The organism is Streptacidiphilus jeojiense (assembly GCF_000719095.1).
GTDB lineage: Bacteria > Actinomycetota > Actinomycetes > Streptomycetales > Streptomycetaceae > Streptacidiphilus > Streptacidiphilus jeojiensis.
In genome coordinates, this window is sequence record NZ_JOEH01000039.1 from 24280 (window position 1) to 40495 (window position 16216).

Below are 16216 nucleotides of genomic sequence, written 5' to 3' on the forward strand. Positions count from 1 at the left end.
GAACTGCGCGACCAGCCCTCTACGGAGGTGCATGGTTGGCAGCGCAGTTCCCCGCGCCCCTTTCTGGTTGCATGGCTCAGGAAAGTCCGAAAAGCAACGGTGGAGGGTGGCTATGCGGCGGGAGCCGGTTGTGGACAGTCCGGAGGAGTGGCCGGTGACGGCCTCGCGGCTGTCGTTCCACGGGAAGGTCTGGGACATCAGGACCGACGACGTCGTGATGCCCGACGGCGCCACCGCCGCACGGGACTACCAGCAGCACCCCGGTGCGGTGGGGGTGCTGGCCATCGACGAGGAGCGCCGGGTCCTGCTGGTGCGGCAGTACCGGCACCCGGTGCGGCACCGGCTGTGGGAGCTGCCGGCCGGCCTGCTGGACGTGCCGGGCGAGAACCCGCTGCACGCCGCCCAGCGGGAGCTGTACGAGGAGGCGCACACCAAGGCCGGCGAGTGGCGGACGCTGATCGACTTCTACAGCTCGCCCGGCGGCTCCTCGGAGGCCCTGCGGATCTTCCTGGCCCGGGACCTGGCCGAGGCGGACGGCGAGCGCTTCCAGGCCGAGCACGAGGAGCTGGACCTCCAGGTCGACCGGATCGACCTGGACGAGCTGGTGCGGCTGGTCCTCGCCGGCGACCTGCACAACGGCGCGCTGGTGTCCTCGGTGCTCGCGGCCAAGGTCGCGCTGGACAGCGATGTGTTCGGGGAGGCCGGCCGGTACGGCCTGCGACCCGCCGAAGCCCCTTGGCCGGCGCGCCCGTTCGAGTGATCGGCGGGTCGGTTTGTTGACGGCGGGGCGCAGCTGCGGAGCTGCGCCCCGCTGGTGAACTACGCTGCGCGAGTGGCGGAAGCTGAGGCGGCAGAGGCGCGGACGGTACGTCGGAACCAGCGGCGCGGCGCGCTGCCGCCCGCGGAGCTGCCCGACGATCCGGCGGTCTTCGCCGGTCGCCAGGCGGAGCTGGCCCAACTGCGGGACGAGGTGCGGCGGCCCGGCCTGGGCGCGGACGGGGAGGCCCCGCGCTGCCGGGTGCTGATCGTCGCCGGGCGGCGCGGCTCCGGACGCACCGCGCTGGCGGTCCGCTTCGCCCGCACCGTCGCGGCGGACTACCCGGACGGCCAGTTCTTCGTCCGGATGACCGGGCCCGGCGGCGGGCCCGTCCCCGCCGAGCGGGCGGCCGAGGTGCTGCTGGAGGCGCTGGGGGAGCCCCGGCCGCCGGCCCCGCTGCCCGATCCGGACACCGAGGAGCAGGACGCCGAACAGCGGGCGGCCAGTGGCCCGGCCGCGCTGCGGGAGGCGCTGGCGGGGCGTCAGGTGCTGCTGGTGCTGGACGATGTGACGCAGGTGGAACAGGTCGAGGCGCTGCTGCCGCCGTCCGACGGCTGCCTGGTGGTGGCGGTGACCTCGGGGCCGCTGACCGGTCTGGCCGACGCCCGTCCGGTGGTGATCGGCGGTCTGGGGGCCTCCGCGGCCACCGCGGTGCTGGTGGCGCACGCCGGGGACACCCGGATCGTCTGCGACCCGGTGGCGGCGCGGACCCTGGCCGAGACGCTGGCCTGCCACCCGATGGCGCTCTGCCTGGTCGGCGGCTGGCTCAGGGCCAGGCCCAGGGCCTCGGTCACCGACGTACTGCGGCTGCTGGCGGCCCACCCCGCCGAGCGGCCCCGGGTGCCCTCGCACGAACCCGAGGCGGCCGGACCCGGCGGGCGGGACACCTCCGAGCCCGAGGCGGGCGGACTCCGCGGGCGGGACGCCCCCGAGCCGCTGCGGGTGGTGCTGGCCAAGCGGCCCGGGGCCGCCGAACCCGGTGTCGAGCCGCTGCTGCGCGCCTTCGACCTGGTCCGTGACGGACTGCCGGCCCAGGCCGCCCGGCTGCTGCGGCTGCTGACGCTGGCCCCCGGCGGGGTGGCCGATCCGCGCACCGCCTCGGCGCTGCTGGGCTGCCCGGTGGACGCCGCGGAGGTGCACCTGGCGACGCTGGCCGAGCAGCAGCTGCTGCGTCCGGTCGGCGCCCGGGGGCGCCACGAGCTGCCGGGCTGCCTGCGCGAACCGCTGGCCGTGCTGCTCGTGGAGGACCGGCCGGCCGAGACCGAGCTGGCCCGGGCCCGGCTGCTGGAGCGGCTCACCCGGCTGCTCACCGCCTGCTGCCACCAGCTGGCCCCGGCCGGGGGGCCCGCACCGGACCCGCTGCCCGGGCCGCTGCGCTTCTCCGGGTCGGCCGAGGCCTGGCAGTGGCTGGACACCGAGCTGCCGGTGCTGCGGGCGGCCCTGGACACCGCGGTGGCCGACGGCGCGCTGGACGGCCTGGCGATGCGGCTGGCCACCGCCCTGGTCCGGGCGCTGCCGCTGTGGGCCGGCGGCCCGGAGCCGGTCGCCGCGGACCTCTACGCCCTGCACGGCACGGTGCTGGAGCTCGCTCTGCGCGGCGGGCTGCACCGGCAGCAGGCGGCCGCGCTGGTCAATCTGGGCGACCTGCACGCCACGGCGGGCCAGCACCGCCGCGCGCTGGAGCGCTACCGCTCGGCGCTGGGCCCGGCCCGCGCCGCCGACGACCATGTCGCGGTCTGCCGGATCCTGGAGGCCGTCGCCGGGGCGTTCCGGGCCTCGGGCGACCTGGTCCGGGCCGCGGACTGGTACGGCCGGGCGCTGGGGCTGCGGCGCAGGCGCGGCGAGCAGGCCGACGAGGTGCGGCTGCTGGGCCGGCTCGCCGCCGCGCACACCGCGCAGGGACGGATCGGCGACGCGCTGAAGGACTACCGGGCGGCCGCGGCGCTGCACCGCAAACTCGGCGACCCGGCCGGGGCGGTCGGGGCGACCCTCGGCGCGGCCCGGGTGCAGGAGCTGGCCGGCAACCCGGACCAGGCGGTGCGCACGCTGCGGGACGCGCTGGAGGAGGCGCGCGGGGTGGCCGGTCCGCCGGGTGCCCGGCTGCAGACCCAGGTGCTGCTGCGGACCGCCGAGGCGCTGGAGCGGGCCGGCGACGCCGAGGGCGGCCGGGCCCGGCGCGAGCAGGCGGCGGCGCTGGGGCTGCCGCAGCGGCGGCGGAGCGGGGAGGCTGCGACGCACCCGGTCGTTACGGAGTGATTGCGGTTGTGTGAGCGATTTGGTGCTTTTGGTAGCACTTGTTAACGCCCGCCACCGCGCAAGCCTACGAAACTGCCAACCGATCGTATTCTTTTGGTCAGATTGGAAGGCTGCCGCAATCCTCGGGCTTCATTACACTCGGAAGTGCCGCAACCAGTGCGCGGCCACCGTCGGCGTATCCGCCGGCGGACCCCCGATGTGCAAGGGACGTGTTTAGCCGTGAAGGTCGGCATCCCCCGCGAGGTCAAGAACCACGAGTACCGCGTGGCCATCACGCCCGCCGGCGTGCACGAGCTGGTCCGCAACGGACACCAGGTCGTCGTGGAGCAGAACGCCGGAGTCGGCTCCTCCATCACCGACGAGGAGTACGTCTCCGCCGGTGCCGAGATCCTCGCCACCGCCGACGAGGTCTGGGCCGCCGCCGACCTGCTGCTCAAGGTCAAGGAGCCCATCGCCGAGGAGTACCACCGCCTCCGCAAGGGCCAGACCCTGTTCACCTACCTTCACCTGGCCGCCTCGCGGGAGTGCACCGACGCGCTCCTCGCCTCCGGCACCACCGCCATCGCCTACGAGACCGTGCAGCTGGCCAACGGCGCCCTGCCGCTGCTCGCGCCGATGTCGGAGGTCGCGGGCCGGCTGGCCCCGCAGGTCGGCTCGTACCACCTGATGCGCCCGGCCGGCGGCCGCGGCACCCTGCCGGGCGGCGTGCCCGGCACCCACGCGGCCAAGGCCGTGGTCATCGGCGGCGGCGTCTCCGGCTGGCACGCGGCCACCATCGCCATCGGCATGGGCTACGACGTGACCCTGCTGGACCGCGACATCAACAAGCTCCGCGAGGCCGACAAGATCTTCGGCAACCGGATCAAGGCGATCTCCTCCAACGCCTTCGAGCTGGAGAAGGCGGTGCTGGAGGCCGACCTGGTCATCGGCGCGGTGCTGATCCCCGGCGCCAAGGCCCCCAAGCTGGTCACCAACGAGCTGGTCTCGCGGATGAAGCCGGGCTCGGTGCTGGTCGACATCGCCATCGACCAGGGCGGCTGCTTCGAGGACTCGCGGCCCACCACGCACGCCGACCCGACCTTCACGGTCCACAACTCGGTCTTCTACTGCGTCGCCAACATGCCCGGCGCGGTGCCCAACACCTCCACCTACGCGCTGACCAACGCGACGATGCCGTACATCGTCGAGCTGGCCAACCGCGGCTGGAAGGAGGCCTGCAACCGTGACGCGGCGCTGGCCAAGGGCCTCAACGCGCACGAGGGCCAGCTGACCTACCGTGAGGTGGCCGAGGCGCACGGGCTCAGCTCGGTCGACCTGGCCGACGTACTGGCCTGAGGCATAGTCCAAAACGTAGGGCGGAGCACCCCGGTGCTCCGCCCTACGGCGTGCCCGGGGGCCCGTCGTAGCGGGGCGAATGGTCTCAATGTCGACAGATCGTCAACTTTCTGACCGGGATCTCACTCCCGTGCAGATGTGATGACGGTGGCCCGAAGAGCTGTACTGCCGCCTGATCTCTGGCATCGTGGCGGGGTGCGGGGCTGTCGTCGGCCACTGAGCAGTGATCTAGTCATATCGACATGTTGGTTCGTGCATCACTGGTGTGGTGGTTGGCGCTACTGTGTCGTTGCTAGGCTGCGGCACGGCACATGCCGCCCATTGGAGGGGGCAAGCCCCAAAGCCCCACCAAACGATTCCGGTGTCAACGGCGGTCGCCAAGGAGGTAAGACGACTTGTGAATGAGTCGACATTTGCTCCCGGGGGTGGTCAGCCAGGACTGGTGCAGGACGTCGCCGGTCCCTCCGGGGAGGAGTCGATGGACGTGCGCACTTTTGACGCCCGCCAGGCGACACCCGAGTACGACACCCACCACTACCCCGGCCAGGCCGATCCCTACCAGGCCGGCGCGCGCCACTCCGACGTGCCCGAGCCGGCGGTCTACAACGCGACGGCCTACGACGCCGTCGAACCGGGCCTGGTCTACGCCGAGCTGCCGGACGGTCAGTTCTACGACCCCGACGCCGAGTACGAGCCCGACCCGGAGTACGCCGCCACGCTGGCGCCCGACGCGGCCCGGCAGCGCCGCGAGCGGGTCGGCCCCACCGGCCGTCCGCTGCCGTACTTCCCGATCCCCTCGCCGCTCACCGAGCACGGTCCGGCCAAGATCGTGGCGATGTGCAACCAGAAGGGCGGGGTCGGCAAGACCACCTCGACCATCAACCTGGGCGCGGCGCTGGCCGAGTACGGCCGCCGCGTGCTGCTGGTCGACTTCGACCCGCAGGGCGCGCTCTCGGTCGGCCTCGGCGTCAACCCGATGGAACTGGACCTGACGGTCTACAACCTGCTCATGGAGCGGGGCCTGACGGCCGACGAGGTGCTGCTGAAGACCGCCGTCCCCGGCATGGACCTGCTGCCCTCCAACATCGACCTGTCGGCCGCCGAGGTGCAGCTGGTCAGCGAGGTGGCCCGGGAGTCCGCGCTGGCGCGGGCGCTGAAGCCGCTGCTGCCGGACTACGACTACGTCATCATCGACTGCCAGCCCTCGCTGGGCCTGCTCACGGTCAACGCGCTGACCGCGGCGCACAGCGTGATCGTGCCGCTGGAGTGCGAGTTCTTCGCACTGCGCGGGGTCGCCCTGCTCACCGAGACCATCGAGAAGGTCTGCGAGCGGCTCAACCCCGACCTGCGCCTGGACGGCATCCTGGCGACCATGTACGACTCCCGTACGGTGCACAGCCGCGAGGTGCTGGCCCGGGTCGTCGAGGCCTTCGGCGAGCACGTCTTCCACACCGTCATCGGCCGCACGGTGCGCTTCCCGGAGACCACGGTGGCCGGCGAGCCGATCACCACCTACGCCTCCAACTCGGTCGGCGCCGCCGCGTACCGCCAGCTCGCCAGGGAGGTGCTCGCCCGGTGCCCCGTCGAGTGAGCCTCCCGGGAGCGGACGAACTGTTCCGGACCACCGGGGGGATGTCGCTCACGCCCGCGCCCCGCTCCTCCGAAGCACCGGCAGGCCGGTCGACGGAGGCAGCCGCGGAGCCGGAGGGCGAGCACGCCTCCGGCGAGAAGGCGGCCCAGGCCGCGGCGCCGGCGTCGGCGCCGGTGGCCCCGCAGCGTCGGCCGCTGGCCAACGGGGCGGCCTCCGGCGTGCCGGGCGGACAGCCCGCACCGCAGCACAACGGCACCCCCGCGCCGGCGGCGGACGCCGCGGCCCGGCGCAAGCCGCGGGGGGGCGGGCGGTCCCGCCCCACTGGGCGGGAGCGGCACGAGGAGAAGATCACGGTCTATGTCTCCGCCGAGGAGCTGATCGATCTGGAGCACGCCCGGCTGGTGCTGCGCGGCGAGCACGGGCTCGCGGTGGACCGCGGCCGGATAGTGCGGGAGGCCGTCGCGGTGGTGCTGGCCGATCTGGAGCAGCGGGGCGAGGCCAGCATCCTGGTGCGGCGGCTGCGGGGGCGGTAGCGCCGTTTTCGGGTGCGGGCTGTGCGGGGTTTGTCGCGCAGTTCCCCGCGCCCCTGGGGGGTGCCACGTCCCCACTGCGATTCAGTTGCAGCACCGTAGGGGCGCGGGGAACTGCGCGACAAACCACGCACACGCCGCAGCCGGGTCCGGGTCGTGATCACCCACTGTCCGCCCGGGGCTCTACGCTGAGCCCGTGAGCGCACCCCCCGTTCCGGTACCTGCCGCCGCGCCTCCCGAGGAGGAGGCGCCGTCGGGTGGGTTCCTGGTGCGCCTGGACAACTTCGAGGGGCCGTTCGACCTGCTGCTGAGCCTGATCGCCAAGCACAAGATGGACGTCACCGAGGTCTCGCTGTCGCGGGTCACCGACGAGTTCATCGCCCACATCCGGGCCATGGGCCCGGACTGGGACCTGGACCTGGCCAGCGAGTTCCTGGTGGTCGCGGCGACCCTGCTGGACCTGAAGGCGGCCCGGCTGCTCCCGGTCGCCGAGCTGGAGGACGAGGAGGACCTGGCCCTGCTGGAGGCCCGTGACCTGCTGTTCGCGCGGCTGCTCCAGTACCGGGCCTACAAGCAGATCGCGACGCTGTTCGAGCAGCGCTGGGCCGAGGAGCAGAAGCGCCGCCCGCGGACCGCCGGTCTCGAGCCGCACCATGCCGCGCTGCTGCCCGAGGTGGTCATCAGCCTCACCCCCGAGGCCTTCGCCCGGCTGGCCGCCAGGGCGATGGAGCCCAAGCCCAAGCCGGTGGTCTACGTCGACCACATCCACACGCCCAAGGTCAGCGTGCGCGAGCAGGCCGCGCTGCTGCTGGAGCGGCTGCAGCAGCTGGGGCAGGCCAGCTTCCGCGTCCTGACCGAGGACGCCCCGGACGTGCTGACGGTGGTGGCCAGGTTCCTGGCGCTGCTGGAGCTCTACCGCGAGCGGGTGCTGCTGTTCGACCAGCCGGAGGCGCTGGGGGAGCTGCTGGTGCAGTGGATCGGGGAGGAAGGGGCAGAGGTCGAGGTGAGCGAGGAGTTCGACACCGAGGGCTCCACGGCCGAGGAAGGTGGCAAGCGATGAACGGCAACGACGACGGAACCCAGGCCGGCGGACGGCGGCGGCTGGGCATGCCCGGCCGGCCGCGGCCGGGGGAGTACCTGGAGAACGCCTGGATCGAGGAGGGGACCTGGGTCGAACCCGACCCGGTGCAGCCCGATCCGGTGCCCGCGCCGCGCCCGCAGCCGGTGCCCGAACCCTTCCCGCAGCCGACGCCGGAGCCCGACCCGATCCCCAAGCCGGTCCCGGAGCCCCCGCCGGAGCCGGCACCGGGTCCGGACCCGATCCCGGACCCGGTGCCGTCGCCGCCGGTCCCGCCGCTGCCGCCGCATCCACCGCTGCCGGACCCCGAGCCGCTGCCGCTGCCCGAGCCGGGTCCGCTCACGGCCGGGAGCCCGGCCGGGCTCGACGTGCCGAGCGCCGTCGCCTCGATGGAGCTGAAGCCGGCGCTGGAGGCGATCCTGATGGTGGTCGTCGAGCCGACGACCACCGCCCAGCTGGCCGAGGTGCTGGAGCGGCCCAGGCGGGTCGTGGAGCGGGCGCTGCGCGAGCTGGCCGCCGAGTACACCGAGCAGGGGCGCGGATTCGAGCTGCGCTTCGTGGCCGGGGGCTGGCGCTACTACAGCCGTGCAGTTTGTTCCCCGGCGGTGGACCGCTTCGTCCTGGACGGCCAGCACGCCCGGTTGACGCAGGCCGCGCTGGAGACGCTGGCGGTCATCGCGTACCGGCAGCCGGTGTCCAGATCGCGGGTGTCCGCCGTCCGTGGTGTGAACTGTGACGGCGTCATGCGTACCCTTGTGCAGAGGGGTCTGGTCGAGGAGACCGGGTCCGAACCGGAAACAGGAGCCATCCTGTACCGGACGACGCAAACATTTTTGGAACGGATGGGGCTGCGCGGCCTTGACGAGCTGCCGGAGCTGGCCCCCTTCCTGCCTGAGGCCGACGACGTGGAAGCGGACTCGCAGGAGGGCTCAGCGATCGCCGAGGCGGTCGCCACGAGCAGGTGACAGGCAGTGACACCCGCCCTGGGACGCGGCCCCGACGACGGATTCGACAACGGACTTCTTGATGCGTAGCGGTAGTGGCAACAACGGTAGGAACAGCAGCGGCGGCGGTGGCGGCCGCAGTGGGGGCGGTGCTCCGCGCGGGGCCGGCGGCGGCCGCGGCGGGCAGCGCGGTGGCTCGACCAATGACAACAAGCGCCGCAGCGGCAGCGGTTGGGAGAAGGAGGCGCCGCGTCCCGAGCAGCGCTCCTACGACCGTCCCGAGTACGGCGCCAAGGCGCCCGGCGCGGGCCGCTCGGTCGGTCAGATCCGCCCCGGCGGTCTGGGCGGCGGGGCCGGCGCCAAGCGCGGTCCGGCCAAGCCGGTGCGCTCGCGCGAGCTGCAGGCCAAGGTCGAGGACGCGGTGCGGGCCCGGCACGACAAGCCGGCCGTGAAGCTGCCGAAGACGCACGGCGAGCCCGAGGGCGAGCGGCTGCAGAAGGTGCTGGCCCGGGCCGGCATGGGCAGCCGTCGCGCCTGCGAGGAGCTGATCGAGCAGGGCCGCGTCGAGGTCAACGGCGAGCGGGTGCGCGAGCAGGGCAAGCGGGTCGACCCGGCGCACGACGAGATCAAGGTGGACGGGCTGACCGTCGCCACCCAGTCGTACCTGTTCTTCGCGCTGAACAAGCCGGCCGGCGTGGTGGCCACCATGGAGGACCCGGACGGCCGCCAGTGCCTGGGCGACTACGTGAACAACCGGGAGACCCGGCTGTTCCACGTGGGCCGGCTGGACACCGAGACCGAGGGCATCATCCTGCTCACCAACCACGGCGAGCTGGCGCACCGGCTGACCCACCCCAAGTACGGGGTGACCAAGACCTACCTGGCCGCGATCCAGGGCCCGATCCCGCGTGACCTGGGCAAGCAGCTGGCCAAGGGCGTCGAGCTGGAGGACGGCTGGGCCCGGGCCGACAGCTTCAAGGTGGTGCAGAACGTCGGCAAGAACTACCTGGTCGAGGTGAGCCTGCACGAGGGCCGCAAGCACATCGTGCGCCGGCTGCTGGCCGAGGTCGGCTACCCGGTCGAGAAGCTGGTCCGGGTGCAGTTCGGCCCGATCGCGCTGGGCGACCAGAAGTCCGGGTGGCTCCGCCGCCTGACCAACCCCGAGGTCGGCCAGCTGATGAAGGCCGTCGGGCTGTAGGGGACAGGGGAAGCGATGACCGCGACGGTGCGCCGTTCCCGGCTCAGCAGTGAGCGGGAGGCCGAGCTCTACCAGGCTGTGATCGAGCTGGTGCGCGAGGTCGGGTACGAGGCCATGACCATGGACGCCGTCGCGGCCCGCAGCAAGTCCAGCAAGGCCACCCTGTACCGGCAGTGGCAGGGCAAGCCGGAGCTGGTGGCCGCCGCGATGCGGCACAACCGGCCGGTGAAGACCTCCGACGTGGACACCGGCAGCCTGCGCGGTGACCTGCACCGGCTGGCCGACGAGGTCGGCGACGCGGCCGAGCACGACACCGCGTTCATGGGCGCCATCGGCCATGCCGTGAGCACCAACCCGGACCTGGCGGCCGCCCTGCAGGAGATGTTGATCGACCCGGAGCGGGCCAAGCTGGAGGCCATGGTCCGGCGCGCGGTGGACCGCGGCGAGATCGCCGCGGACACCCCGGCCGTGGAGTTCTTCGCCCACATGATGCTGGGCGCGGTGATCGGCCGGAAGTTCCTGGAGGGCCGCTTCGCCGACCGGGACTACCTGGCCCGCTACGTCGACGCGGTGGTCCTGCCCGCGCTCGGTGTTGCCTGACTCACACTCACGACCTATCGAAACGCTTGAGTTTCGATAGGTCGCGTTCTAAGGTGATCGGGTACGAAACCGTTTCGTTCGGAGAGAGACCCATGACCCAGACCACCGTCGGCGCCCGCACCGACACCCCGTCCGGCGTGAAGCCTGCCTCCACGCACCGCTGGTGGGTGCTGGCCGTCATCGCCCTCGCCCAGCTGATGGTCGTGCTCGACGCGACCGTGATGAACATCGCGCTGCCCTCGGCCCAGCACGCGCTCGGCTTCAACGACAGCGACCGGCAGTGGGTCATCACCGCCTACTCGCTGGCCTTCGGCAGCCTGCTGCTGATCGGCGGACGCCTGGCCGACCTGATCGGCCGCAAGACCGTGTTCCTGGTCGGGGTGGTCGGCTTCGCCGTCGCCTCGGCGCTGGCCGGTGCGGCCGGCAACTTCGAGGTCCTGGTCATCGGACGGGCCCTGCAGGGCATGTTCGGCGCCCTGCTGGCACCCGCCGCCCTCTCCCTGCTCAACACCACCTTCACCGACGCCAAGGAGCGCGCCAAGGCCTTCGGCATCTACGGCGCCATCGCCGGCGCCGGCGGCGGCCTGGGGCTGCTGCTCGGCGGGCTGCTCACCGAGCACCTCAGCTGGCGCTGGACCCTCTACGTCAACCTGGTCTTCGCGGTGATCGCCCTGATCGGCGGCCTGATCCTGCTTAAGCCCGGCGCCCCGGCCGACCGCCCCAAGCTGGACATCCCCGGCACGCTGCTGGTCACCGCCGGGCTCTTCGGCCTGGTCTACGGCTTCTCCAACGCCGAGACGCACCACTGGTCCTCCCCGATGACCTGGGGCTTCCTGGTCGCCGGCGCCGTACTGGTCGCGGCCTTCGGCTGGTGGCAGACGCGTGCCTCGCACCCGCTGCTGCCGCTGCGGGTGCTGTTCGACCGCAACCGCGGCGCCTCGTTCCTGGCCGTCGGCATCTCCGGCGCGGGCATGTTCGGGGTGTTCCTGTTCCTGACCTACTACCTGCAGGTCTCGCGGCACTACACCCCGGTCAGCACCGGCCTGGCGTTCCTGCCGATGATCGGTGCGCTGATCGTCACCGCGCAGATCTCCACCATCGTGCTGATCCCGCGGATCGGCCCCAAGCCGGTGGTCCCGCTGGGCATGGGCCTGGCGGCGGCCGGCATGGTGCTGCTCACCGGCCTCGGCATGAACAGCGGCTACGTCACCACGGTGCTGCCGGCGCTGGTGATCACCGGTCTGGGGCTGGGGCTGGTGATGCCCCCGGCGATGAGCCTGGCCACCGACCGGATCGACCCGGCGGACGCCGGCGTCGCCTCGGCGACGGTCAACACCATGCAGCAGATCGGCGGCTCCATCGGCACCGCGCTGCTGAACACCCTCGCCTCCAGCGCCGCCACCAGCTACCTGGTCGGCAGGACGCCGAGCCCGACCGTGCTGGCCCAGGCGCAGCTGCACAGCTACAGCACCGCCTACTGGTGGTCGGCCGGGTTCTTCGTGGTCGGCCTGGTGCTCACCGGCGTGCTCTACCGCCGCGGGAAGATCTCGGTGGACCCGGACGCCCCGGCCGCCGTGCACATGTGACGGAACGTCCGCCGGGCCCGTCCGCACCGATCTCGGTGCGGACGGGCCCGGCGGTCTTCGTGGTTCAGCGGGCGGTCAGTAGCTGAACTGCTGGATCTGGGTCCCGTCGGGGCCGTAGGTCCAGCCGGTGCGGGTGGCCGGGTCGAGCTGGACGGCCGGCTCGGTGGTCGCGTCGAAGGCCGAGCCGAACCCCTGGATGAAGTTGGAGTCGGACAGGGTCTTCAGTACGGCTCCGGTGCTGAGGTCGACCACGTCGAGCTGGCTCATCGCGTTGCTGTCGGTGGTCTGCGCGAACGGCTGGCCCAGCACCACCTTCCCCAGCGGAGTGCCGTAGGCCACCACCGCCACGTTGTGGACGCTGTCCACGGCGAAGGCCAGCGGGCTCTCCTGGCGCTGCGTCAGCGAACCGGCCGGGGCCAGCGTGGACTCGTCGAAGCCGACCAGGCCGGTGGTACCGGGGAAGTTGACGCTGATCGCGGTGTAGCCCAACAGCCAGCTGCTGCCGCCGTTCTGCGAGGAGGCGAACTGGACCCCGCACCGGGTGGCGGACGTCGGCGCGTCCGTCACCGTCCCGGTGTCCAGGTCGACATCGGCCACCTGGGCGGTGCCCGGGCCGAAGCAGAGCCCGCCGCCGCCCAGGTGGGCCACCTGGAACAGACCGGTGGAGCGGTCCACGTCCAGGCCGTAGAAGTAGGCGCCGCGCTTCTGGGCGGTGGTGGTGTCCAGCGCGACGGGGCTGCCCGCGGTGGCGGTGGACAGGTCCAGCGGGATCAGCTGGTCCACATTGCCCGGCTTGGCCCACACCAGCAGCGCGGCCCGGTGCCGGGCCGGGTCGACCCTGCCGCCTAGCAGGATGTCCTGACTGCTCGTCAGAGTGATCGGGGAGCCGATCTCGGTGTCGCTGCCCAGGTCCCAGACCTCCACGCGCTGGGCCTTGCTGGAGACCCAGTGGGTCAGCAGCACGGTGTGGGCCACCGGGTCCACGCCCAGTACGCCGTAGCCGGCCGTCGCGGTGGTGTCGCTGGTGATCACCGCGCCGTACCGGCCGGTGGCCGGGTCGTAGTGGCGCACCGAGGTCCCGGTGCTGCCGGTGGAGCCGCTGACCGCGGCGACCGAGTCGGTACCCGCGGTGACGAAGTCGGTGACGGTGCCGCCGCCGGGGGCCGGCCCGTCGTCGACGATCAGTGCCGAGGACGGGGAGGCCTGCCCGGTCGCCGTGCCGTCCTTGTCGACCGGGACGATGCGGACGTTGTACTGCACCGAGGTGGCCAGACCGAGCTTGAGCGCATCCAGCTCCACCGTGCCCGATCGGCCCGGCAGTTGCCGGTAGACCACCGAGCCGGTGTCGAAGCCGTCGCCGTCGCGGCCCACCCCGTTCTGGGCGGTGAAGGTGTTGAGCGAGCCGTAGAGGGTGGGGGCGGGGGCGGAGATCTCCAGCACCGCGCCGCGGGCGTTGTCAGTGCTGTAGTGCAGAGTGAACCCAGGAGCAGAACGGGTGACCGTGACGGTGTGTCCGGTCGGCTGTCCCGGGGCACCCAGGGTCGGCGCGTCCGGACGGCTGCTCGCAGCGGCCGCCTGCACCCGGATCGGGGCGAACTCCCCGTAGACCGGCGCCTGGGGCTGCTCGTTGTCCTGGATGATGCCGACGCCGTAGATCCCGCCGCCGCCGGTGAAGGCCGAGGCCGGGATGGTGACGGTGCCCTCGGTGGGGCTGAGCTGTGCGGTCCAGGCCGGGTTGAACAGCGGGGCCAGGGCCGGGTTCCAGTGGCCGACGGTGGAGAGCACCAGCTCCGGCGAGCTGACGTTCCTGACACCGGACAGGTCGTAGTGGACGGTGACGCTGTCGCCCGCCCTGGCCACGGTCCGGATGGTCGGCGCGGCGGCCTCGGTGACGGTGCCGTCGCTGGCGGTGAAGGTCAGCCGGCCGCTCTGCTCGGCGCTGCGGCCGTCGTGGTCGCGGACGGTGAAGGTGTAGTCGACGGTACGGGCGGTGGCGGCGACCACGGGAAGCCCGGCGGCAGTCAGCAGTTGGGCCGGGGTGGCCCGGATCGAGGGGGTGTCGGAATGGAAGGTGGTGCGGCCGACGGTGAGGGTGTAGTCGGCTTCCCGGCCTGCGCTCTTGTTCGGGTAGGAGATGTCGGCGGCGATGGTGACCGGGCCGCTCAGGCCCTGGCCGGTGGCGTTGCCGTCGCCGTCCACCGGGCCGGCCAGGTCGACGGCGCCGGGGTCGGTGTACTCGACGAAGGTGCCGCCGAGGCCGCCGATGGTGACCCGGTGGGCCACCGAGATCCGGTCGATCACCGGGTCCTTGCCACCCTTGGCGCCCTTGGCGGTCGGCAGCAGGGACTCGACGGCGGCGGTCAGGTCCAGTTGCGGGCCGACCTGGAGGTCCTGGTCGATCTGGGCCGGGGTGCCGACCGGGCGGGCGGTGCGCACCAGCAGGTCGCGGATCTGATTGGGCGTCAGCGTGCGTCCGGTCAGCCGGGCGGTCTGCTGCACCACCGCCGCTGCTGCGGCGATCTCCGGGGCGGAGGCGGAGGTGCCGCCGCTGAGGAAGACGCCCACCGACTGGGCGGTGGAGCCGCTGTGCTCGAAGGCGGGGATGTTGTCGCTCGGCGCGGAGAGGTTGATCCGGGTGCCGAATCCCGAGGAGAAGTCCCCGGAGCCGCTGATCCGGGTCTCGGCCACGGTGGCCGCCGCCGAGGCGCCGTCGGCCAGGGTGTCGTCGGTGGTGCTGCCGCCGGCCGCGATGGCGCCGCTGTCCAGCACCTCGCTGGGGGTGGTGGAGGCCGCGTCGTCGTCGACGCTGGTGGTCGCGGAGGCGTTGCGGGTGACGTCGGTGGGCGTACTGCCGCCGTCGGGGCCCACCGAGGCCGGGGTGTAGAGGCGGGTGCCGTCGTTGGCGGACACCGTCACCGTGATGCCGTACCGGTGCACGATGGTGGCGATGATCGACTGCATCGCCGGGTCGTCCTCGAGGTAGCGCCCCGCGAAGCCGGTGGTGTCGGTGCCGAAGCCCAGGCTGGCGTTGATCACGTCGGGGCGCGGGGTCTGCCGGGCGGCGGCCAGCAGTGCGGTGCCGACCTGGTCCATGGTCGGCTCGCTCGGCACCACCAGGCGGTAGGAGGCTCCGGGGGCGATGCCGAGCAGGTCGGTCAGCCCGTCGCCGGTGTTCTCCGAGCGCTGCTGGTCGTGCGGCAGCGGCGACATGACGCCGAAGTCCAGCAGGATCTCGCCGTCGGTGGCGTCCTGGTTCTCGGTGGACCCGGTGGGGTCCAGGGTGCCGGAGGCGTCCGCGGTCCAGGTCGGGATCAGCGGCATCGAGGGGATGTCGAGGTAGCGCTGGCCGTTGCGGACCACGGTGGTGGGGCCGTTGGACTCGACGTAGGTGTCACCGGCGTCGGCCATCGACTGGTCGGTGAGGTCGCCGATCGAGACATTGGTGATGATCTCCCCGGTGCCGGGGAGCTGGCCGTAGCGGCTGGTCAGATCGGTGTAGGCACCCATGGCGTCGACACCGCCGGCGTTCAGCCAGCTCTCCAGGGAGGAGGTCAGCCCGTAGTTGGTGGGCAGTTGCGCGGTCGAGGGCGCGGAGGCGGCCTGCCGGGCCAGCTCGGCGGCGTCGGCATCGGCCGTGGTGGCCGCGGCTGCGGGCAGCCGGGTGGAGCCGCTGCTCATACCGGACACATAGCGGTTGGGCTCGGCGCTCACCACGCCGTCCACCGCGGCCAGTCGGGTCGCCGCGGCCGCCGAGTCGCGGTCGGCCAGGTCGGCGACGACCAGGTTCGCGGTGAGCGGGTGCAGCGCGGTGGCGTGCAGTCCGGCGAGGGCGGTGTTGAGGGCGGAACTGGAGGTGGGCGCGGTGCTGCGGGTCTTCCCGCTGGTCAGGGCGGTCTGCGGCGACAGCTGCAGGACGACCTGTCCGGGGACCACCTGTCCGGCCTTCTGGGCGGCGCCCTTGGCGGTGCCGGGCTTCCAGGCGCTGCCGAGGGCGGGTCGGCCCTCGGCAGCGGCCGGGGCGGACGCCTTGGGGGCGGCCGGCAGCGTCGGAGTGCCGGGAGCCGCCGGGGCGGCCGCGGCCAGACCGGTGGTGACGCTGATCAGCGCCCCGGTCACGGCGAGCAGGGCCAGCGCCCGGGTCGGCGCGCTGGATATGGACCAGTTCATTCAAGTCCCTTCGGGCAATTCGGGATCGGGGCGCCGCCTGGCTCTGGGATTCGCTCGGAGGGTGCGATTCCGGCAACTGCGTGGCAGCAACTTGTCAGGTGCGCGAGATGTGGC

Annotated in this window: 11 protein-coding genes; 10 read left to right on the top strand and 1 reads right to left on the bottom strand. The window is 72.8% G+C overall.

Annotated features, from left to right (window positions below):
- The first annotated feature begins 112 nt into the window (after positions 1–112).
- From IF29_RS0136765 to IF29_RS0136810, 10 genes are all read left to right on the top strand, one after another.
- Positions 113–760 (top strand): NUDIX domain-containing protein, encoded by a 648-nt coding sequence (locus IF29_RS0136765; RefSeq protein WP_030265069.1) that lies wholly within the window; start codon positions 113–115, stop codon positions 758–760.
- A 72-nt stretch (positions 761–832) separates the two neighbouring features.
- Positions 833–3073: a tetratricopeptide repeat protein gene (locus IF29_RS0136770; RefSeq protein ID WP_051726515.1), complete on the top strand. Its 2241-nt coding sequence runs from the start codon at positions 833–835 to the stop codon at positions 3071–3073.
- Between the two features lie 219 nt (positions 3074–3292).
- The gene (ald, locus tag IF29_RS0136775; protein WP_030265076.1) at positions 3293–4408 is read left to right on the top strand and encodes an alanine dehydrogenase; all 1116 of its coding nucleotides are present in this window, start codon (positions 3293–3295) and stop codon (positions 4406–4408) included.
- Between the two features lie 484 nt (positions 4409–4892).
- The gene (locus IF29_RS0136780; RefSeq protein WP_380521733.1) at positions 4893–5999 is read left to right on the top strand and encodes a ParA family protein; all 1107 of its coding nucleotides are present in this window, start codon (positions 4893–4895) and stop codon (positions 5997–5999) included.
- The gene (locus IF29_RS0136785; RefSeq protein ID WP_198037658.1) at positions 5984–6532 is read left to right on the top strand and encodes a hypothetical protein; all 549 of its coding nucleotides are present in this window, start codon (positions 5984–5986) and stop codon (positions 6530–6532) included. Before IF29_RS0136780 ends, IF29_RS0136785 begins: the two co-directional genes overlap by 16 nt.
- 193 nt (positions 6533–6725) lie before the next feature.
- A complete protein-coding gene (locus tag IF29_RS0136790; RefSeq protein WP_037598058.1) occupies positions 6726–7589 on the top strand; it encodes a segregation and condensation protein A in 864 nt (287 codons plus the stop codon).
- 407 nt (positions 7590–7996) lie between these two features.
- A complete protein-coding gene (gene scpB / locus IF29_RS0136795) occupies positions 7997–8572 on the top strand; it encodes an SMC-Scp complex subunit ScpB (protein WP_051726522.1) in 576 nt (191 codons plus the stop codon).
- Between the two features lie 61 nt (positions 8573–8633).
- Positions 8634–9749, top strand: a complete 1116-nt coding sequence (locus IF29_RS0136800; RefSeq protein WP_030265091.1) for a pseudouridine synthase — start codon at positions 8634–8636, stop codon at positions 9747–9749.
- Between the two features lie 15 nt (positions 9750–9764).
- Positions 9765–10349: a TetR/AcrR family transcriptional regulator gene (locus IF29_RS0136805; RefSeq protein ID WP_030265094.1), complete on the top strand. Its 585-nt coding sequence runs from the start codon at positions 9765–9767 to the stop codon at positions 10347–10349.
- Between the two features lie 92 nt (positions 10350–10441).
- Positions 10442–11935 carry an MFS transporter gene (locus IF29_RS0136810; RefSeq protein ID WP_030265098.1) on the top strand — a complete coding sequence of 498 codons (1494 nt, stop codon included), beginning with the start codon at positions 10442–10444 and terminating at the stop codon, positions 11933–11935.
- A gap of 75 nt (positions 11936–12010) precedes the next feature.
- On the opposite strand, the gene IF29_RS0136815 is transcribed toward IF29_RS0136810, so the two are convergent.
- Complete coding sequence (locus tag IF29_RS0136815) at positions 12011–16102, bottom strand: S8 family serine peptidase (RefSeq protein ID WP_030265101.1); 4092 nt, start codon at positions 16100–16102, stop codon at positions 12011–12013.
- Between the last annotated feature and the right edge of the window lie 114 nt (positions 16103–16216).